The organism is Pseudoalteromonas luteoviolacea H33-S (genome assembly GCF_001625695.1).
In the GTDB taxonomy this organism is placed as follows: Bacteria; Pseudomonadota; Gammaproteobacteria; order Enterobacterales; family Alteromonadaceae; genus Pseudoalteromonas; species Pseudoalteromonas luteoviolacea_B.
In genome coordinates this window covers 107,804-129,540 of sequence record NZ_AUXY01000098.1, presented here as the reverse complement: position 1 = coordinate 129,540, position 21,737 = coordinate 107,804, and the positions used below count along the sequence as shown (strand labels likewise).

The window sequence follows — 21,737 nt, the reverse complement described above, 5'->3', positions numbered from 1 at the left end:
TCATATAAATAAACAACTGATACGACCAGAGTGAAAGATTTACACTTATAAAAGTTATTGAAAAACCGTCGAAATATAAAGAATCTTTATTAAAAACAGAAGGATACTAAAAAACATATTTAGTTAAAGAAAGAAATTACGTTCTTTAGCGAATTGGGAAGTATTAGATGGAAAAATCCATCTAATACAAAAAGAGGATTAGAAGCACTCAAAAAACTGAGATTGATGAGGGTTATTCAATGCGTTTGGCCACACCCTCGAGACCAGTTGCCTTGATTGTGCTTTGGTATGGCCAAGTGCCAACAATAGCAACCCTATCATCAAGCACGTTCGGCCCGAGCCTCCCTTGCTGTGCACAGCAACCGTTTTCCCCTGCGTAATGACATGCAATATGTGTTGTAGGTGCTTGTGCCAACGCCGCTTAAATACTTCTGTAGGTATACCATCATCCGAGATAGGGAATTGCCACCAAAATAACTCAACACTTGCGCACCCAGCTTCCAAACCAGTTACTCCGCTTTGTATCAGTTCTTCATCACTCATCAAAGTGATCACGCCTGCGACATTCGCTTCTTTAAGCTGCTTTAAACTTGAAAATAACGCGACACCTTTGGTCCCTGGGCAGGGCGTCAAAAAGAATGTGTATCCTGACTCTGTCTGTAACTTATCAAATGGGTGCGTTGTCATAGTTATACCCCTTACTCTATGATTTCACTGTATCTTCTTTAGGGGAGAGGGTTCCCTCTTGAGGAGACATATAGGTTGTACCAATCTTCTCTCTCAAGACAAACATCTATCGCCTCTACCGCATTTTTAATCCGTATCTCTTGGGTTGTACCAATCACTGGCTGAACCTTAGCTGGATGGCGTAATACAAATGCCAGCACGATGGCCTCAACACTCACATGATATTTGTGCGCTAGTTTTTTAACTAATTGTGAGGTTTTTCGTACTCTTAGCTCATCTGAGTATAACCCTTGTTCAGAAAATTGCCCTTTTGCCATGCTACCCCATGCTTGCAATTGGATTTCATGCTGTTGACAGTACTCTAAAGTACCACTTACAAAGTCAACTAAGTGATTACCCTGACTACCTACCATTACCCCATCATTCAACCAATCAAGCTTTGCCAAACTCATCTCAATCTGGTTCGAAATTATGGGCATATTTAAAGCGCTTTGTAAGAAAGACATTTGATGCAAGTTCATATTCGATACAGCAATATGATTGATTTTCCCCTGCCTTTTAAGACGAGAAATTTGCTCTGCCAATTCATCAATCTGCATTAGTGGATCTGGGCGATGTAGCATAAGTACATCAAGATATTCGATGTTCAAGCGCGACAATATCCCATCTACAGAGTGTTTCACCCACTCGCTCGAAAAGTCATATCGACCAACCTGCTCATCATTTTTTTTACGAATACCGCACTTTGATTGAATCACCATCTTTGCTCTTAAATCAGGCCTTTCTGAGAGCACTTTGCCAAACACTTGCTCCGCACGGCCATCACGATAAATATCAGCATGATCAAAAAAACTGATATTAGACTCTAAAGCACAATCGATCACGCTATGTGCCTGCATGACATCTGCACTTGTTAAGTGTGGCCCTTGGCCACCAAGCCCCATACACCCATACGCGATTGGGCCCACGGTTGGAAAATACTTTTGAATTGGTAATATTGTTTTCATACTTTATTCCAGCTAGTCGAAATAGATAGATGACTATATGATATTGTTCTTTATATTGAATAAAACAGTTTAATTAAGAACTCTGCGTTCAAAATACCAAACAATAAATTCTGGACTTAACTCTGTGAATGAACACAAACGAATTGAATTATTGATGCTTTTCGTAAAGCTCGCTGAAGAACTTAATTACACTAAGGCCGCGAAGGCGCTTGGGATTTCTAAGGGGCAGTTATCTGAAAAAATTAAACGCTTTGAGCAGGTATTGAATACCCCTTTACTTATCAGAACGACTCGCAATGTAAAGTTAACCCAGTACGGTGTGCAAGTATTCGAGCAAGGAAAAGCCATTCGAACCCAGCTGTTTAATTTAGAACGTAACATAAACAATGAGAAGGTTGAGGGCGTTATAAGGCTCACCGCGCCACGTATGTTTGCTCAAGTATATCTGCCAACCCTTTGTGCTGAATTTAAAAAACAGCACCCAAATGTCGAGTTTGAAATCGACGCCAGTTACACAACACACAATTTAAATACCAAAGATTATGACCTAGCATTTAGAGCAACAACTACTCCACCGCTCGATATGGTGGCAGCGAAATTGTTTGATTACCAACATATTATCGTTGCTTCACAGCAGTACATAACAACGCATCAGAATATCAATACCCCGAGTGATTTAGTTGACCACGAGTGTATCGTCATCAATGGGCAGTCCTGTTGGCCATTTAATAGCGAAAAAGTCACTGTCTCTGGCTGGCTATCTAGCAATGACAACAACTTAGCCAAACAATATGCATTGCAAGGCTCAGGTTTAATTCGAATTGCAGATTACTTTATCAATACAGAATTGAATGCTGGTTTATTGAGCACAGTACTCGATGAATATACTGAGCGAAAAAGCAATGGCATGTATCTTTTCTACCCGCAAAGTACATTGCCATCACACAAGCTAAAAACATTTATTCAATTTGTGAAATTGTATTTCAAGACAGAGCTATCTGCTCAGTAAAACAAACAGCCGTACTTATAAAGTTTTCACTTGGATAATTTTTTACACGCGCTAACATAGCAAACAAAAACAAGGAAACAACGTGTTATCAGGCATAATTTCAAGATCTAAGGCGCTCGGGCCTGGCATATTAATGGCCACCGCTGCCGTAGGGGGATCACATTTAGTGGCTGCAACACAGGCTGGCGCCCTATTCGGCTGGCAGCTATTGTGGCTTATTGTGATAGTCAACGTTCTAAAATATCCATTTTTCCGTTTTGGTGTTGAATACACCTTGCACAGTAAGCAGAGTCTGGTGCAAGGCTATAAAGACAAAAATCCATCGCTATTCTATTTGTTTTTTATCATCAATTTACTCGCAGCAGTGGTAAACACGGCGGGTGTCTTGCTCCTTACCGCCGCTTTACTCCAATATATTTTACCGGGCGACTTGGCCCTCACGACACTGAGCTTTGGCTTACTGTTTGTATGCCTTGGGATCCTCATTTTTGGGCATTACAAGGTGTTAGATAGCGCAAGTAAAGTCATTATGGCTTTGCTGTGTGTCGCAACAACCGCAGCCCTTGTCGTTACGCTCGCCAATGGGCCTGCACACCCTGCTCCACAGGTTGCGCCCTCACCATACGAATTGGCCTTACTCGGCTTTATGGTTGCTTTAATGGGGTGGATGCCAGCCCCTATTGAAATTTCAGCGATAAACTCTTTATGGCTTAAGAGCAAGCTAAGAAACAGCACACTGACCAAGCAGCAAAGCTTGTTTGATTTTAATTTAGGTTATGCCATGACATTAATACTGGCTTTGATGTTTTTCGCGCTCGGCGTATTACTGCAATACGGTCAGGAGCAAAAAATTGAATTGGCAGGTGTCGCATTCTCAAAACAACTCATTGATATGTATGCTCTTACCATAGGAGAATGGTCCCGTTGGTTGATTGCTGTCGTCGCTTTTCTGTGTATGTTTGGCACAACACTCACTGTGTTAGATGGCTACGCAAGAACGTTAGATGAATCGTTAAAAATCATCAAACCACACAACAGAAAATACAGTCTGTCCGTGGTCATTGCTATACAATCAGCACTTGGCATGATAGTCATTTTGTTCTTCAAGGGAAATTTAAAAGACATGTTAATGTTTGCCATGACGATGTCGTTTTTAACTACCCCATTTTTCGCTTGGCTTAATTTGTCTTTGATACGGGGTGATATATACGACTCACAGCCAAAGGCTGTCAAAGTCTTTGCTGTACTAGGTCTCATATACCTTGTGTCGTTTTCTTTATTATTTATCGTATGGCGCTGGTTTTTATAACCAACCATGGCGGGAATGTCACTCATGACAGTAAGTCATGAGTGATCACACATTAGGCTGCAAGTGCTTTTACCTGCTCCCAAATGCTAACAACGTGCTCTTTGTCTTCATCTGTTAACTCACCATTGCGGTAAGCTTTTACTAGACTCTCTTCAATTTTCGTATTCAGCTCTTCAGGCTGTAATTCAAGCTCTTCAACTTGTGCATAGCCCACTGCTAAATCAAAATGACCTCGCAAGTATCCACCAGCAAACAGTTCATCATCATCTGCACGATCGACTAATTCATCAAAAAACTGCTGTGCAGCCTCTACATAGGTTTCAAATGACATTCCGTCTCCTCATTTAATCTTGATGCCCAACGGCATACATCACATGGTCATTATACCCTGTGACGACTTTAATATATCCACTCAATTCATCATCAAGTGCTTGGTCGCCGGTATCTGCAATTAACGGACGACCATTTAATGCTTGAAGTTTGCGTTTTGTTGCAACGACTACAATGTTTTCTTTTCCAATTCTTCTAATGAGCTCTGGACTAAGTTGCTGATTGCCTCGGCCAAAAATATGGCCTTGCCCACCGATAAGCGTAATAACTAGCTTTGTCGGCTGGTCTTGGGTGAGTTCAAGTAATTGCGCTGCGGTTAAATCCTGTCCCAGCAGCTCGTGATCTTGGATCAGGTCTACACCAAGGAGTGTATTGTCTAAACCCAGCTCTTCCATCACCGCTTCTACAGTAGAGCCAGAGCCCATGATATAACGCACGTCTTCATCCATTTCTGAGATCACAAACGCCGCAATATCGGCCAGCACTAGCTCATCACTTTCTTTACCGCCATTTTTTACGCTTTGCACATAGCGCACTTCACTGGGGACTTGCATTTCACCATAGCGCTTCGCTTTGACAGAGCCTTCTCTGAATGCCACTTCATCAATGTCCATCACATCCGCTTCAGAAAGCGTGACAAGCTCTCCTTTTATGAGCATTTCTACAACGCGACCAGCGGCTTTTGGAGTAATGGCATACACACCACTGTGGATTTTACATCCAGCAGGTACACCCAGCACAGGCGCTTTATCATCAACCACAGTGCAAATATTTCTCGCGGTGCCATCGCCTCCGGCAAACAAAATAAGATCAACACCCTGCTCAATGAGTTTTTGTGCCGCGATTTCGGTATCTTGTGCAGTGGTATTGTCACTGACATTAAATACAACATGGGTGTCGAAGCCAAGCTCATGGGAAATGCGCTCACCCATTTCTCCAGAAACTGTATATATTTGAATACCGTCTTTAAATGGTAAAAGCTGTTCAAGTGCCAACTTTGTGCGATTATTTGATTTAGGCTCAGCACCAAGCGACAAAGCTTTTTGCGCTGTATCAGCACCATCGCTCCCCTTGAGGGCAACGGAACCACCTAACCCTGCAACAGGGTTAACAATTAAACCAAGTTTAAATGACATCTTCTAACTCCTGTGGGCAATCCCAAGAAAACTGTTCTTTTTGCAATGGCCATGTTGTCTGATAAAAGGCGGATAAGGCTTTTATCAGCTGCTCTGTACGTTTATTAAAGCCACTTTCTAGCAACATCATCACTTGCTGATAAACCCGTTTTTGAAAAGTAAAACGGCATGTTTGCTCACCATTTAAATTATCTACCGATACATTAAAATCGAAACCTGCAGCGACACTAAGTGCCCATTCTATTGCTTGAGGTTTGACTTCAACCTTTTCAAACTCGGCCTGCTGAGCTTTATCTCGCCCATCAGGGCAATACCAGTAGCCGTAATCTTCCAATAACCGACGGGCATCACCCGCAACCAGCCAATGCGCTATTTCATGCAATGCACTGGCATAAAAACCATGTGCAAAAACCACTTGATGATGTGAACACGTGTCGTTGGCAGGCAGATAAATAGGCTCATCATCCCCTTTTACTAAACGGGTATTATGAGAGTCTGCAAATTGTGTATCGAATATATTTTTTAGGTCAGATATTTGGTGCATAAACGCCAATAAAGCGCGGTCATTCAATGGGCGCTGATTGTACGGACTTTTGATATGAATGTAAAAAGCTACAAATTTAAAAATTTTGCTCTGATGACTAAAATGATAAAAAACACCTTCCTTGGTGTAAGTAAATCAACTTTGGCGTTACATCGAAAATGTTCTCGATAACGATACAACCAGTCTTTCATCAGCTGTATCAAAGTCTAAGCTGGTATTTTCAGCCGCTATTTCGATATTAAATTTATGTAAGCTAGTCTGGTAAGCAAGTCGATAGTGATAGTATGACTTGTCTGTGTTCTGCCATAACCATTTGTCACCATCAAGCGAGTTAGAGACATCGACACTGGCTCTGAGCGCATGATTAGGCATCACTTCAATTGTATGTGCAACCATCGCAATCACATGATCAGCACCTTCACCGAAATAATCCCAGCTATACCAAAAGTTAAATTCAGTTTGCCCTAATGCATTTCTATAGCCTAATTTAGCATAAGCTTCTGGGTAATTTCCGTCGCTTGACGCGCTCGCACCATGGTAAGAGTAATAAGCGATACCGTAATCAGCACTCCATTGCTCGTCAAGCTCAACATATTTGCCAAGATAGAAATCCCACTCAATGTCAGTATCACCAAAATCAACATTAGATACCCAAGAACCAGCATAAACACCACCTTCAAAAGCTTTGTCTAAGCTTGCTTGTATCGCAGGATCGTTCTGCGTTTGACTAACACCATTAAAAGTGTAATCAGACGCTGCGGTCAGCGTCGTACTCCAGTCCGCCATTGCAAAGTTTGAACATATCAGCAAAGAGAGGGCTGATACTTTATTTGACGCTTTCATAATTAACTCACTGTTTTTATTTTGTTAAAGTCGATTTCATTATCTTTTGGTGAACTCTCTATCTCTGTAACCACACGGCGCTTTTTCAGCAAGATAAATCCAAAACATGCAAAGAAAATAGCAATCACTACCGCCCCAACCCACTGGATCTGTAAAAAGTTCAGCTGGAACAAGAGTGTAAGTAACGAAAGCGCTGTAATATTAATTAACACATAATTGCGCTTACCTAAGCGCTTAACTGTCAGGCTTAAATTATCTGTGTATAACCTAATAAGCGAGTCTAAGGAGTTGATCACAAACACCACTCCAACAAACACCATGGCAAAATTAATTAAGCCTTCGGTTGCAATGCCTGCTTCATGATAGTGGTATAAGACGGCAAACCATGCAGCGATTGGAATAGATGGGAAAACAAGCATTGCAGCAAGTACCTGATAAGTCGTTAAACCACCGACAAACCGTGCGGTAAATTGACCTATCATGATGCTCCATGCAAACCACCAAAATAAATAAAATTCATGATAATCATTCAAAGGTAATACAAACTGATACATATTCGCGAAGTAATCGCCCATCATAGCTAAGTTATTAAAATAGGCTCCTAAAGGACTGTCACCAAAGATAAACGCGTCTAACCAGAGTAAAGCAATCAGACCAATAAACACCCAGGTAGTCGAAATACTTAATAGCTTTACATATTTGATGTTTGTACTTGAATATACAGCTAAAGAAATGGCAGTAAAAACAATAAGATAAAATTCAGTAACAACTGATTCACCATCCCCGACACTGGGTAAATACCAAGGTAGATTTGAGAGCAATAGATAGGCGGTAAACGCGCAAGTGCCGATAATTACTACATTGTTAACAAGCTTCACCAATGGAATTTCAAAAAATCGAACTTTTGGTTCAATTACGCAGAAATAAAAACAGGTTAGGAAATAAAACCCCCAGATCAAAAATCCCCAATAACCAAACTCAATGGCTAGTGGGTTAGTAAATCCATATTCTGGGCTTGTGTTTATGTCTGCGTAACCAGCAAACTCAGTTAACGGGAACATGACTAAACCGACATCAAGTCCCGAAGTAAATAATATTGCAATAAAAGTAAAAGTTTTGACGGGTGTCGTGCCAACGACTTGGACACTTCCCCATTTGTAAAGGATGAACGTAATAGAAAGTAGGGTAAAAAGAACACCTGCGCTAAGCCAAATGGTCATTATCGCCCTCCCAAAATAAATAAAAATAACTCATGTTGTTCCCTATATAAGGTTGTTATTGTGTCGTTTGCATGAGTTGCATGATTTACGTCGATTGATATAAATCATGCAATCGCCTGAGCAAACGAATGCCTTACCTTTGAAGTAAAGTATCAGACGAAACCACTTTAATTAGCGCTGTTGCTCTTGCCAGTTTGGAGGGATATGTACACTGACGTGATTACTTGATAATGGAGTGTTGCCTAAGATTAAATCAGCGGCTCTTTCCGCAACCATAATAGTCGGTGCATTCAAATTACCATTGGGAATAGTCGGATAGATTGAAGAGTCGACTACTCTAAGGCCAGTTAGACCATGTACCTTAGTTTCAGAGTCTACAACGGCCATCTCATCCTCACCCATCTTACATGAACATGATGGGTGGTAAGCGCTTTCCACCGATTGGCGAACAAACTCATCGATTTCTTCATCACTTTGAATGTGCTCACCAGGCTGGATTTCACCATCTCTAAACGCATCAAACGCTGGTTGAGAAATGATTTCTCGCGTCAAACGCACGCAAGCTCTAAACCCTTCAATATCATCTTGGTGTTGTAGATAGTTAAACTGGATCTTAGGTGCCACTTTAGGATCAGCAGATTGAATCAAGACCGATCCACGACTCTTTGGTTTATTATGACCGACATGTACTTGAAAACCATGACCATCGAATGCAGATTTGCCGTCATATCGAATAGCTGCAGGCAAAAAGTGATACTGTATATCAGGCCACTCAATACCCGCCTTTGAGCGAACAAATGCACACGACTCAAAATGATTAGTTGCGCCCAAGCCTGATTTATTCAGTAACCACTGCGCGCCTATTAACCCTTTAGAAAATACTCCCAACTTACCGTTGAGTGTAATAGGTTGCTTGCATTTGTACTGAAAATAAAACTCTAAGTGGTCTTGAAGATTTAAGCCGACTCCTGGCAGGTGATGCTTTACCTTCACCCCTGCTTTTTCTAGCGTATCGGTATCACCTATTCCTGACAATTGAAGAATATGTGGAGAACCAATAGGACCTGCGCTTAAAATAACTTCTTTGTTAGCCTGCGCAGTGACACTCTCCCCCTTATACGAATAGTCAACACCTGTAGCCGCTTTCCCTTCTAACAAGACCTTACTCACTAGCGCACCAGTTATAACAGTTAAGTTATTGCGGTTTTTAATAGGATCCAAATAAGCGCGACTGGTTGAGCTACGGTAACCACCTTTTACCGTCATATGCATTGCCCCAAAACCCTCTTGCTGTTCGCCGTTGTAATCATCTGTAATAGGGTAACCAGCTTGCTCACCCGCTTTAATAAAAGCACCATACAAAGGATTAACCATGTCATTCCCGTTGTTGACGCCTAGCTCGCCACTTCCACCTCGGTATGCATCTTCACCATTAAGCCAAGTCTCAGCTTTTTTAAAATAGGGTAAACAAGATTGATAATTCCAACCTTGTGCGCCATTGGCTTCCCATTCATCAAAATCTTTAGCGTGACCTCGCACATAAACCATGCCATTGATAGAGGACGAACCGCCAAGTACTTTGCCTCTTGGACAATGCATTTTACGTTTATTTAAGAAGGGTTCTGCTTCGGTATGAAATTGCCATGCATATTTATCGGTATTCATAGGAATTGATAACGCTGTTGGCATTTGGATAAAAATACTTTTATCTGACCCACCAGTTTCCAATAGCAGAACTTTATGTTTGGGGTTTTTAGATAATCTATTAGCTAACACACAACCTGCGGAGCCAGCCCCAACAATAATGTAATCAAATGTTGACATATGACCCCCTAAAATGGGCTTTCAATTTTGCTCATGCCAACATAAACAGACTTAGTCTGCGTATAACTATTGAGTGTTTCAACACCATTCTCTCTGCCGATCCCCGACTGTTGATAACCACCCACAGGCATCTCTGCTGGCGAGTTACCGTAACTATTGATCCAACAGATACCTGCTTTTAGTTGGTGGATCACTCGGTGGGCACGTTGTATATTCAAACTAAACACACCTGCTCCGAGTCCAAGTTCAGTGTCGTTGGCTCTGGCTATAACTTCATCTTCATCTTCAAAAACCAGTACACTCATCACAGGGCCAAAGATCTCTTCTTTCACTATGGTCATGTCATCCGTACAATCAACAAATATCGTCGGTGCAACAAAATACCCATTTGGAGCCGACTCAGGCGTTAGAGCATGACCGCCAGTTAGCAGTTTTGCCCCTTCATTTTTACCTTGCTCAATATAATCCAGTACCAATTTCTGGTGTTGCTTTGAGATAAGCGCCCCAAGATTAACTTTCGGGTCAAGAGGATCTCCTGCAATGATGTTTTGCTCTGTTCGTGTTTTCAGTTCAGTTAAAAATGCTTGATAAATATCTTTGTGCACATAGACACGTGTACAGTTTGTACAGATTTCACCTTGAGTATAGAAATTACCAAGCATTGCAGCGCTCACAGCCTCGGTGATATCGGCGTCATCAAAAACAATCAAAGGTGATTTACCACCAAGCTCCATGGTCACTTCTTTCAAATTAGATGCCGCACTCTGCATCACTTTTTTACCTGTACCTACTTCACCAGTGAAAGACACTTTTTCGATATCTGGATGCGTAGTCAACCATTGACCAACATTGGCAGCGCCTTGAACAACATTGAACACACCAGCAGGCATGCCTGCTTCTATAAAAATTTCAGCAAGTTTAATTGCACCCAGCGGTGTTTCTTCTGAAGGTTTAAAAATAAGAGCATTACCTGCAGCTAACGCAGGTCCCGATTTCCAACAAGCAATTTGCAAAGGATAATTCCATGCGCCAATACCTGCGCAAATCCCTAGCGGCTCTTTACGTGTGTAAAAAAAATCGTCACCAACAGGCTGCTGCGCGCCCATTTGTGTTGGCGCAAGCCCTGCGAAATATTCAATGACATCTGCTCCTGTTTGAATATCTACGCAATCGGCTTCTTGAATTGGCTTACCTGTATCTAAAACTTCGATTTTGGCCAGCTCTTCATTTCGCTCACGCAGTAAGTAAACCGCTTTATTTAATATACGACTACGCTCAACAGGCGTCATAGCAGACCACTGCGCAAACCCTTGCTGCGCGCTGCCTATCGCTTGTCTTTGTATATATTCGTCGGCTACTTCAACGTGATACATTACTTCATCGGTTGCAGGGTTAATAACTGGAAACGTTTCTTTCGACTTATTGGCAACAAAAGCGCCATGGATAAAATTTTGATAAATCAAAGTAGTCATTTTAGACTCCACGAGATGAAATTAGAGATAAGATGTATTGTTTTGCCAACTGCTCAGCTTCTATAAACGCAGCCTCATCAGCTTTACTTAACACTGCTCGAAGCCATAAACCATCGATCATTGCTGCGCTCAATTTAGCAGCGTTATGCGCGGCTTCTTTGTCCAAAAGAGCTGAAAACGAAAAAGATAAGTTACTGTAAAGCCTTTTTGAATTGATTTTTTGCAGTCGATGTAATTGCTCATCGTGCATGGACTGCGCCCAAAAACTCAACCAAGTTTTCGTTGCATTTGTTTGTTGTTGTACAACTGAAAAGTTGGCCTCTACAATGAACATCAGCCGCGACTTGGGGTCACAAGTCGAATATGTTTTTGATAACAAACTGGTTTTTAAATTAGTTAATAAATAACGAACCGTAGCCTCAATGAGGCCTTGTTTGCCACCAAAATAATGGCTAATTATCCCCGAAGATAACCCTGCTCGTTTACTAATACTGTTTATTGTCGTCGCGTGCAAACCAAGCTCCGCAACTGACTCTAACGTCGCCTCAATTAGCTGCTGACGACGTATCGGTTCCATTCCAATTTTAGGCATAACTTTTTTAATTGAACGTTCAATTAATATAAATTATATAGAGTTCTAATTATTAGAACAATGTGCAAATCTGCATTGCTTAAGTTAACAGAGTGGAAAAACAAAATAAGATTAACACTATAAAATCCATAAGATGTTGTTTTATAAACACTAAAAACATTAACAAAAACATAGAAACCACCTTTAAGCTATTTTTAAATTAGTCTTTTTTTCGCCATAAAAGCTTCTAGAAACTAAGTCCTCAAAAGAAAACCCAGCCACTATCGCTCGTAATTCGTACAAGAAAAATTAATCGTGATTAATTATCACTAGGAAGACATGATAAAAATTAAAAGTGAATGGGTAAGGCCTCAACGCAAAAACTAAAAAACGTTTTTAACCTCAAAAAGTAGAGCTCAGATAGTCTGTGCCAAGGAAAAATTAAAAACGATACAAACTATCTGTCTCTTCAATTAACTTATGCAGGTTTATAATTCAAACGACGTCCAAACTCCTTTAGCTTCTCGACCAATAAATAATTCACCGGCACCAGAATAAGCGTGATCAAGGTGGCAAAAATAATTCCAAAGCCCAATGAAACCGCCATGGGGATCAAAAACTGTGCTTGGGTTTGCTGCTCAAACAATAAGGGCATCAACCCAAAAAATGTGGTGATACTGGTGAGCATCACAGGTCTGAATCTGGCAGCTCCGGCGGTGAGCACAGCTTGCATTAACGCAGCGCCTTTGGCGCGTTGCTTATTGATGTAATCAACAAGTACTAATGAATCATTCACAACCACACCAATTAGCGCCAACATGCCTAATAAGCTCATAATGGTCAACTCCATAGACATGATCCAGTGACCAATCACTGAACCAATCAAGCCAAATGGGATCACACTCATCACAATTAAGGGTTGAACATATGATTTAAACGGAATAGCTAACAACGCATAAATAATGAAAAACACAAACAGCAACGCCCATGCCAGAGAGCCAAAAGATTCTCGTTGCTCTTTAGCCTCCCCTTCAAGTGAATGCGTGACACCCGGATATTGCGCCACAAGTTGGTCTAGATAAAACTTTAACTCTTCTTGTAGAACAGTCATATTGGTATTTTCTTTATCAATGTCGGCTGTTATGTTCACCGTTCTATATCTATCTATACGGTAAATGCTTGATGGGCTTTGCCCTGGAGTTAACGTTGCGACATGATTCAGCGGCACCGCACCTTGATTTTGAGTCGTGATCAGCAAGGTATTTAACGTTGCTAAGTTGCTGCGCTCATTCAAGGGCAAACGCACCATCACTCGAACATCATCACGACCTCTTTGGATCCGTTGTACTTGCGCACCAAAAAATGCGCTGCGGATCTGACTTGATACGTCTGTGCGGGTTAGACCTAGCGCTTTGCCTTGTGGAGTTAACTCAATTTGTAGCTCTTCTTTGCCATCACTTAAACTGTCCGTGATATCAAATACAGTCGGAAATGTAGCTAAGTTCGCTTTCACTTGTTGAGCCGCTTCTTTTAACACCACCAAAGAAGTACCTGTTAATTGCACATCAATTGGGTCACTAGAGCGACCTATTTCAGCTCTAAATGTTAAGCTTTCTGCTCCAGGAATCGTACCGATAAGGCCTCGCCATTCTCTGACTAACTGGCGAGAGTCGACGCTTAAGGAACGAGTTTCAGGCGGTGTTATCTCAAATCGCACGCGCCCAGAATTAGATGCACCGCCTCGTCCACCCGTAGTCGCTAGAATATGGGTGATCACGCTTTCACCAGTACTCGGATCTACATACTTATCTTTTAAAACCTGTGCCTTATCAGACATCAAATCAATATATTTGGCGGTTACTTCAAAAGGTGTCCCCGTTGGCAACGTTAAGTTTGCTCTTACCGTTTCACTCGGAATACGCGGGAAAAAAATAAACTTTGTCCAACCGCTGGTGATCAAAGTCAAAATGATAATAAAAACACCTGCAAACGCACTCAACGTTGCCGCTTTATGAGAAATAGCGACTTTTAATGCGGGCTGATAATATTTTAAAATCGCACGTTCAAAACCATCGGCAAAACGCTGCTGAAAACGACTAAAACGACCTGGCTGTGGTGCTACTTTTCTGGGTTTTAGGTGCTTTAAGTGTGCAGGTAAAACGAACTTTGACTCTATTAATGACATCAATAAAACAGGTATCACGACGGCGGGAATTTGCGCAAAAATAGCACCACGTACCCCATCGATAAAGGCTAATGGCAAGAAAGCAGCCACAGTAGTTAGAATCCCAAAGGTGACAGGTGTAGCAACCTCTTGCGTGCCTTTAATGGCAGCTTCCTCTCCCGATTCAGCGCTATTTAAATGCGTATAAATGTTCTCGCCAGTTACAATGGCGTCATCGACCACTATGCCTAACACCAAAATAAAGCCAAACAAACTCATAATGTTGAGGCTTACGCCAAATAGTGGCATGGCCAAGAACGCCCCCATAAATGAGACCGGAATGCCAATAAACACCCAAAATGCAATAGCTGGACGTAAAAACAAGGTCAGCAATGCCAATACTAAAATTCCACCTTGTAGGGCATTTGAAGTCAGCGTTGAGATACGGTTTTTTACGATCACAGAATCGTCATCCCAATAACTGAGTTCATAGCCTTTGGGCAAAGAACCCTGACGCTGTTCAATATACCCTTTAACCTTATCAGCCACCTCAATTGCACTCTGCTGGCCGATGCGATATACCTCAATGAAAGCGGCTTGCTTGCCATTAAAACGCGTTCTCACCGGCGTTTCTTCAAAGCCATCAATAATCGTCGCGATATCTGATAGGTACACCACTGAACCATCCGAATTGGTTTTAATCGGGATCCCTGCAAACTCGTCTTTACGATAAGCTTGACCTTTCGATCGCAGCAGGATGTCCCCACCAGATGATTTGAGATTACCAGCTGAAATGTCAGCACTAGACTGTCCAATTAAATTCGCTACCTGCTTAATTGTCAGGTCGTATTGCCTGAGTTTATCTTGACTCAGCTCAATGGCAATTTCGTAATCTCGAACACCATCTAGTTCTACTTGAGTTACGCCGTTTATACGTAATAAGTCATCTCTTACTTGCTCTGCGAATTCACGGGTTTCTTTCTCTGAGTAACTTCCAGCAACAGTGACTGTGATCACATCTCGTCTTCGCTCAGCTAAAGAAATTACAGGCTTTTCAGCATCCGATGGGAAAGTATTTATCGCATCTACGCGGCTTTTTATATCTGCCAACATTTCCCTCGGGTCATACCCACTATCGACTTCAACCCGCACATTCGCAGACCCTTCCGATGAACGACTCGAGATTTGCTTTACCCCTTCAAGGTCTTGCACAGCCTCTTCGATACGGATAGCAATTCCCTGTTCAACATCTTCAGGCGTAGCACCACGTAATGACATATTGATACTGACCACATCAAGCTCAAAAGAAGGAAATACCTCTAGTGGGATCTTGGTCGACATAGAAAATAAGCCACCAAACAATATCGACAGCATCAATAAGTTTGCAGCAACAGGATTACGCGTAAACCAAGCGATCATATTCCTGTCTCCTGCGTTTTTTGCGCTCGCTCTGTTAGCACTTGCTCAACCGTCACGCCACGCTCTGCTGCTATTTTTTTTAACCTACTTTTTTGCTTGTCTGATAGTTGTTGCCACTGGGACTCCTCAGCTTGAGGCCGTTCAATGTCTTGTGACGGTTGATTGTTTAATGATACCTGTGTTCCTGAGCTTACTTGTCCTAATGGCGTTGTAACTAAACGCATACCTGCTGCGACACCCGCGTCGACAATAGCCAATTCATCATTTTGCCAAGCAATAGAAATATCCTTTCGCATCAGCAAGTCTTGCTCATCAAGTACATACACATAACTACCTTGATAGATTGCACTACTTGGGATAGTTATCGCATTTGTAAGCGTTCTACCGGTAATTTTTGCTGTGACGTACTGACCTATTTTAATTGCAAAGTCACTTTTTTGTTTCACTGAGAAGGGGTCATCTATTTGTGCAACCACATATAGTTGTTGAGAGAGTTCGCTAATTGCGCCTTCAGTTCGCACAATTTTGCCATGCCAGCTTTGCTTTTTCACTAAATCAGAGCGTAACTGAACATCGGGTGCAGGCGCATTGATTTCCCCATCTCTAAAGTGCTCCGGTAAGCGCATAAACGCCAAATCTCGGTTGTTTATGGGTAATCTGATTTCTACGTAATCTGTTGCGTATATTTGTGCAAGCTGACTATTACTCGAAACCACTTGCCCTAAGTCAACTTTTTTAGTCAATATACGACCATCAAAAGGCGCAACTAAACGCGTTCGTTCAAGCGCTAGTTCGGCTTTTGCCAATTTCGCTTTTGCAGACAATACATTTGCTTGTTGCGCCGCTAATTGAGGCTTTCTGAGTACCAATTCACTGGCTTCACTGCCATCCCCCAAGCGCTTCCAATCAACAAGGGCTTGCTTGCCTCTGGCCTCTTCTTCGAGTAAACCCTGTTCGGCGTTTAATAGTGTCGCTTTAGCAACCTGCACTTCTGCTACATAATCCCTTTCATCAATTTGCAGTAATACTTCACCTTTTTCAAAAAAACCACCATCTCTAAAGTTATCACTGACAAAACTTATCTCCCCTGAAACCTGTGCCACCAGCATGCTCTGTGTTCTAGGCTGAACCAAACCATAACTCTCTATTTCCATGGTGAATTGCATGGCTTCAAGCTCTACAAAATCGACTACCATTTTCGCCTGCGGCTTTCCCTTCCCTCTTGCAGACTGAGGAGGGTTGGAAGAAATCAATACCACCAATAAAACAGACACAGCAAGTATCGCTGCAGGTAAAATCAATCGCTTAGCTAATGTCATTGCTTACTTCCTCTGTCTGTTGAAAATCACCACCAAGTGCAAGATGGAGTTCTACACGATTTTTAATCAACTCGTTTTTTATTGAAATAAGGCTGCTTTGCGCGTCAAATGACCGCTTTTGAGCATCAAGTACTGTGGTGTAACTGACTAGACCTTTTTGATACTGCTCAAACGACAACTGCTCTGCTAATTGTGCATTTTTCTGAGCTACCAGCGTTTCCTCATAGCGCCTCTTCAAAGATGCTTCTTTGCTAATACCGTTTTCTACGGCTGCAAAAGCATCTTGAAGGCTATTTAAGTACATCAATTCTTTGGACTTTAACTCGATTCTAGCTAGCTCTTCCCTGGCGGCGAGATTACCAGCATTAAAAAGTGGCGCAGATATACCTGATATGAGAGACCAACCAGCGGCAGAGAATGAAAATGCATCCGATAATTGCTCTCCACCAGAACCATAACTGGCGCTGATGTTAATACTAGGAAAGCGCTGTTTATGGGCATATGCTAGTGCCGCGTCTTGCGCCAATAACTGATACCAGCTAGCCATAAGTGCTGGTTTCCTTGTAAGAAGCATCGAGGGCACCCCGAGAGAAATTGCTGACTCAAGTAAGGGCAACTGCGCATTAACCGCCAGTAAGCCGCTGGGATACTCACCCACTAACCGTTCAAGCTTACGTATTGTGGTCGTTACAAGCGTCTCTTGTTGCGCCAACTTAGCTTGCTCATTGCTCAACTCAGTCCGAGCAAGATACACATCTAAAGCACTATTGAGACCTTGCTTGTAGCCTGACTCAATAATATCGAGGTTTTGCTCTACTACTTCCAAACGGCGTTCCAATAAAGTTTTTTGCGTTTTACCCTCAATCACAGCAAACCAGCTTACAACCACGTCTGCAACTAAACCATAAGTTTGCTGCTTGTACTCTGCCATACTAGCCATCACATTCAGATTGGCTTGACGCGCTTCATCGCTTAACTTACCCCACAAGTCCAATTCATAATTCATACTCAGCGCCAAAGAATGCCCTGTAGAATACTGTTCTGATGTTGATTTGCGCCGACTACTGTCTAGGTCAATTGATAATGTTGGCCACAACGCGCTTCCACTGCTAATAAGCTGCTGCTGTGCAGCTTCAACATCCATTGATTTGCGTTGTAAATTTAAGTTGTTTTCTAATGCTAATGAAACTAAGCCATGTACTTGCGCGTTGGTAAGCTGCTGCAACCAATTCATACTTACTTCACCTGTAGTATGTTTGTGTTGCCATGATTCTGGGGACTGAATGTTTGAGAGGTAGTCGCTATCAATTTGACTTGTCGCTTGACAGCCTAATAACAGCGCTGGCAAGACTGCTACAAGCGAAGTTTTTAGCCACATTATTATATTCCTATCGGCTTTACTCTAGATTACTATTTTAGTTTACTGTGCAGGTTTGCAACGGCACAATAAACTTTACATAGACTTACATTCCAAGATAGTCATTAATACAGGCTTAAAACTCATAAAGATCAGTTTCTTCTCTTCATTACATATCTTTTAGATCGGCTGAACTAAACAAAAATCAGACAGGTCTACTCTCGTTTCACACCCTTTTTTGGTTAATTTCATAAAACAATTGATACAACAAGATGCATAAAAGTAAAATTTTTGCGCGCAAGTGTTATTTTTTAAAATATTCCTAGTTTGATTAATTGAACACTTTTAATAAAGCGGAAAAATAATGAATAATAAATTGAATATAGTGACTGCTGGTTTACTACTAGCACTTGGTCAAGCAAACGCGCAAACATTTGATAACAGTGCTCAAGAATATGACCCATCAAAACATGTATGGGAATATACATATCAACTAGCTGGTGGTGATCCACTTGTGGTACATCAGTGGCATTTACAGAACAATGGCCAACATGCTGGTGCCATCACTCCGGGCGTAGCTGGTATTGACTTAAACCTCGATTTCACACATCGCCGTGGTATTTTAGGCCAAGGTATCAACATTGCTGTTATTGATGACGGCCTTGCTACTTACCACCCGGACCTTGCACCAAATATGGCACAAGGTGATGTACTTAACCCTGACCCATATATTTATCAGTACTTCTCTAGAGGTCGTCTAACGATTGACGACCATGGCACTAAAGTAGCAGGTATTGCTGCAGCTGCTGCATATAATGGTCAAGGTGGCCGTGGTGTTGCTCCTGCTGCAACATTAACAGGTGCTAATTTAATTGGTAATGAACGTAACTACGTAGGTCGTGACGTTGCAATTCGTGCCGTAATGGATATGGATGGTGCTGTTGCACCGATGAACAAGCATACAGATGCACGCGTTATTAACCAAAGTATTGGTTATGCATTCTCTGATGCTAGCATTTATGGCGATTATCGTGGTTTCTTCGATAATATCGATAATGTGACTAAAAAAGCTGTAACTGAAAGTCACGGTGGTCGTGGTGCAATGGCGGTTAAATCAGCTGGTAACAGCCACTACATTGGTGGCCGCTGGTTAGATAGAGATAATGGCCTTCTTACCCTTATCTACCCGAATGGTTATGCACTACCTGCATATGATGCTTCAATTGCAGATCCAACTAACGCCAACTTCTGGAACCTAACAGTTTCTGCATTAAATGCTAAAGGTAACCTTGCTGCATACTCTACAGGTGGTTCAGCTGTATTACTTACGGCACCAGCTGGTGAGTGGGGCCGCTATAGCCCAGCAACTGTAACGACAGCGTTACCAAAATGGTGTACTGATGCAACAGAAGCACAGTGTGAAAACCCAATGTACGCGTTTAATATGAATGGTACGTCTGCTGCAGCCCCTGCACTTTCTGGCGCAGTTGCCCTAATTATGTCAGCGAACCACCAGCTTTCATGGCGTGATGTTAGACACCTGATGATCACAACTGCTACAAAAGTAGATGCAGATGCAAAACCACGTATGATTGGTGACTACGAAGCCATTCCTAGCTGGCAGGTTAACGGCGCAGGTCACGCATTCCATTATGATTATGGTTTTGGTCTAGTAAATGTTGATGCAGCGGTTGAAAAAGCATTGCTAACAGGTCCAATCCTTGGGGATTTACAAATCAAATCGTACGATGTGCCAGTTGCTGCTGATGCATTCATTTACGATGGTGATTTCTCTGGTACCGAGTCTGTTCATACTCAAACAGAAAACCTAACTGTAGAAGGTGTAAGAGTACACCTAGACTTAGAACATGACCGCCTAGGCGATTTATCAATTGAGCTTATCTCTCCAAGCAACACACGTAGCGTTATTTTAACTGCGGGTACTGATATCGAAGGTAATAAGTTCAACGGTAACGTTATTCTGTCAAACCACTTCTATGGTGAGTCTGCAAAAGGTGATTGGAAACTTCGCATTATCGATACAAACGCTAAAGACGCTTGGTCTGAGCGAGTATATGACCTTGGCACAGGTAAGTTTGTTGAAAACTCACTGACAGTTACACCACAGCGTAGTGACAAAGTGCAGCCTAACAACACTAAACCGGGCCAGTTGACTGGTTGGAGCATCACGTTCTACGGTCACTAATCCAAAAAAGAGAGCTACATAAGTAGCTCTCTATATAATGGAAGCTGGTTCAGAGTTAAGCATAACCCCAGGCTCTGCATTGCCAACCAGGCCCAACACCTATGTATTGGCATCTATAGAATGGGATTTTCGAAGAGCCAGCTTTTTTCTGCCAAGCTGCAATGACAATTTGCGTAGCATTTGATTCGCTGTAACCAAAAGCAGAAGCTGACACGTACCCAGCTGGTTTAATTGTATGAGTTTCAGAGGGCTTTGCATTTACATAGCTTGTTGACAAACATAATCCAGCACAAAGACCTATTAATTTTACTAATTTCAATTTCATATTCCTTTAAATATAACTCTTTTGGAGATTTAAAACCTCCCTAATAACTACTTAAAAATATTAAGCTACTAAAATAATTTAATGGTCATGCATACCCTGACGCATAACATGTCCATTCAGGACCGGTTTTAAATATCCAGCTTTTTACTCGTCTGATATTCAATGGAATGACATTCCTAAATATGTTTAAGCTTACATCCCATTACGTCACAACCTGCCATACGATAGTTTTTAGGAAAAAACGCTTTCAGTTCAAAGTTAAATATATGACCGTTCTATCTATATACTCGAGCGTAACATCTCCAACGATCTACACGCGTTTGCTCGCATCTAATTGAAGGGATGCCTGCTGATTGAGTAACCCACCACCAAGCTACTTTAACATTATGATGAGCCCGTCCCTGAGTTGTACCATCTGCATATATCTCAAAATAATTCTGACTAGCAGACACCGCACATGACCCTAATAATAATGTTGAAATTGCTATTTTATTTAATAACTTCATTTAAAATTCCTTTTGAATTAACTTTCTTTTTTTACTTGGCTATACGACTCTTCAACATAGCACTTTAGAGTAAACTGCATGTCTAAAAGCCTTATATTGCCGCACTTTTTTCAAACTTGACTTTTAAGCTTTGAATGAAAAATTTTGACTACGATTAAAGCTGCTGAGCACTTTATAAGTAGAATAAAATTAACTAAGAATATACACCTCGGTTAATTTAAAACGCACAAGTTGCATTACGCATAACCACGTGCCGTGCATTGCCATACAGAGCCCAGACCAACTCTTTGACATTGAACACTCGTTGGTGTGTTTGAGGAGTTAGCCGCCTCTCTCCAAGCTCGGATAACATTTGTAGTGGCACTTGCTTCGCTGCCACCATATGCTGTGTAATATTTATCAGCAGCCGCCGCATAAAACGTACTAAACAAAAGTACAAAAACCATTAACAAATTTAATTTTTTCATTTTTATTCCTTTATCAACACAA

The 21,737-nt window shown here is 41.7% G+C and carries 18 protein-coding genes; 3 read left to right on the top strand and 15 right to left on the bottom strand.

Going from position 1 to position 21,737, the window contains the following annotated elements; all coding sequences use genetic code 11:
• Positions 1-198: 198 nt before the first annotated feature.
• Both N477_RS19910 and N477_RS19905 read right to left on the bottom strand, forming a co-directional pair.
• Positions 199-687 (bottom strand): hypothetical protein, encoded by a 489-nt coding sequence (locus N477_RS19910; protein WP_063363105.1) that lies wholly within the window; start codon positions 685-687, stop codon positions 199-201.
• 38 nt (positions 688-725) lie between these two features.
• Positions 726-1,694, bottom strand: a complete 969-nt coding sequence (locus N477_RS19905) for an aldo/keto reductase (protein ID WP_063363104.1) — start codon at positions 1,692-1,694, stop codon at positions 726-728.
• Positions 1,695-1,818: 124 nt separating this feature from the next.
• Here N477_RS19905 and N477_RS19900 point away from each other — a divergent pair, with 124 nt between their 5' ends.
• The gene (locus N477_RS19900; RefSeq protein WP_063363103.1) at positions 1,819-2,703 is read left to right on the top strand and encodes a LysR substrate-binding domain-containing protein; all 885 of its coding nucleotides are present in this window, start codon (positions 1,819-1,821) and stop codon (positions 2,701-2,703) included.
• Between the two features lie 133 nt (positions 2,704-2,836).
• Positions 2,837-4,012, top strand: a complete 1,176-nt coding sequence (locus N477_RS19895) for an NRAMP family divalent metal transporter (RefSeq protein WP_063363140.1) — start codon at positions 2,837-2,839, stop codon at positions 4,010-4,012.
• 52 nt (positions 4,013-4,064) lie between these two features.
• On the opposite strand, the gene N477_RS19890 is transcribed toward N477_RS19895, so the two are convergent.
• From N477_RS19890 to N477_RS19840, 11 genes are all read right to left on the bottom strand, one after another.
• Complete coding sequence (locus tag N477_RS19890; RefSeq protein WP_063363102.1) at positions 4,065-4,343, bottom strand: YfcL family protein; 279 nt, start codon at positions 4,341-4,343, stop codon at positions 4,065-4,067.
• 13 nt (positions 4,344-4,356) lie between these two features.
• On the bottom strand, positions 4,357-5,478 hold the full coding sequence (locus N477_RS19885; RefSeq protein ID WP_063363101.1) for an ATP-NAD kinase family protein: 1,122 nt from the start codon (positions 5,476-5,478) through the stop codon (positions 4,357-4,359).
• Positions 5,468-6,022 (bottom strand): elongation factor P hydroxylase, encoded by a 555-nt coding sequence (locus tag N477_RS19880; protein ID WP_063363100.1) that lies wholly within the window; start codon positions 6,020-6,022, stop codon positions 5,468-5,470. Before N477_RS19880 ends, N477_RS19885 begins: the two co-directional genes overlap by 11 nt.
• A gap of 147 nt (positions 6,023-6,169) precedes the next feature.
• Complete coding sequence (locus N477_RS19875; RefSeq protein ID WP_063363099.1) at positions 6,170-6,865, bottom strand: TorF family putative porin; 696 nt, start codon at positions 6,863-6,865, stop codon at positions 6,170-6,172.
• Between the two features lie 2 nt (positions 6,866-6,867).
• Positions 6,868-8,085 carry a BCCT family transporter gene (locus N477_RS19870; protein ID WP_063363098.1) on the bottom strand — a complete coding sequence of 406 codons (1,218 nt, stop codon included), beginning with the start codon at positions 8,083-8,085 and terminating at the stop codon, positions 6,868-6,870.
• A gap of 171 nt (positions 8,086-8,256) precedes the next feature.
• Positions 8,257-9,909 (bottom strand): choline dehydrogenase, encoded by a 1,653-nt coding sequence (gene betA, locus N477_RS19865; protein ID WP_063363097.1) that lies wholly within the window; start codon positions 9,907-9,909, stop codon positions 8,257-8,259.
• An 8-nt stretch (positions 9,910-9,917) separates the two neighbouring features.
• On the bottom strand, positions 9,918-11,381 hold the full coding sequence (betB, locus tag N477_RS19860) for a betaine-aldehyde dehydrogenase (protein WP_063363096.1): 1,464 nt from the start codon (positions 11,379-11,381) through the stop codon (positions 9,918-9,920).
• A gap of 1 nt (position 11,382) precedes the next feature.
• Positions 11,383-11,973 (bottom strand): transcriptional regulator BetI, encoded by a 591-nt coding sequence (gene betI, locus N477_RS19855; protein WP_063363095.1) that lies wholly within the window; start codon positions 11,971-11,973, stop codon positions 11,383-11,385.
• A gap of 457 nt (positions 11,974-12,430) precedes the next feature.
• Positions 12,431-15,535, bottom strand: coding sequence for an efflux RND transporter permease subunit (locus N477_RS19850; RefSeq protein ID WP_063363094.1), 3,105 nt, complete (start codon positions 15,533-15,535; stop codon positions 12,431-12,433).
• Positions 15,532-16,854, bottom strand: a complete 1,323-nt coding sequence (locus N477_RS19845) for an efflux RND transporter periplasmic adaptor subunit (RefSeq protein ID WP_063363093.1) — start codon at positions 16,852-16,854, stop codon at positions 15,532-15,534. Before N477_RS19845 ends, N477_RS19850 begins: the two co-directional genes overlap by 4 nt.
• Positions 16,841-18,232 (bottom strand): TolC family protein, encoded by a 1,392-nt coding sequence (locus N477_RS19840; RefSeq protein WP_063363092.1) that lies wholly within the window; start codon positions 18,230-18,232, stop codon positions 16,841-16,843. Before N477_RS19840 ends, N477_RS19845 begins: the two co-directional genes overlap by 14 nt.
• A 343-nt stretch (positions 18,233-18,575) precedes the next feature.
• Here N477_RS19840 and N477_RS19835 point away from each other — a divergent pair, with 343 nt between their 5' ends.
• Positions 18,576-20,417, top strand: a complete 1,842-nt coding sequence (locus N477_RS19835) for a S8 family serine peptidase (RefSeq protein WP_063363091.1) — start codon at positions 18,576-18,578, stop codon at positions 20,415-20,417.
• 55 nt (positions 20,418-20,472) lie between these two features.
• On the opposite strand, the gene N477_RS19830 is transcribed toward N477_RS19835, so the two are convergent.
• Positions 20,473-20,736, bottom strand: coding sequence for a hypothetical protein (locus N477_RS19830; RefSeq protein ID WP_155731968.1), 264 nt, complete (start codon positions 20,734-20,736; stop codon positions 20,473-20,475).
• Between the two features lie 748 nt (positions 20,737-21,484).
• Positions 21,485-21,715 (bottom strand): hypothetical protein, encoded by a 231-nt coding sequence (locus tag N477_RS19820; RefSeq protein WP_063363088.1) that lies wholly within the window; start codon positions 21,713-21,715, stop codon positions 21,485-21,487.
• Positions 21,716-21,737 lie beyond the last annotated feature (22 nt).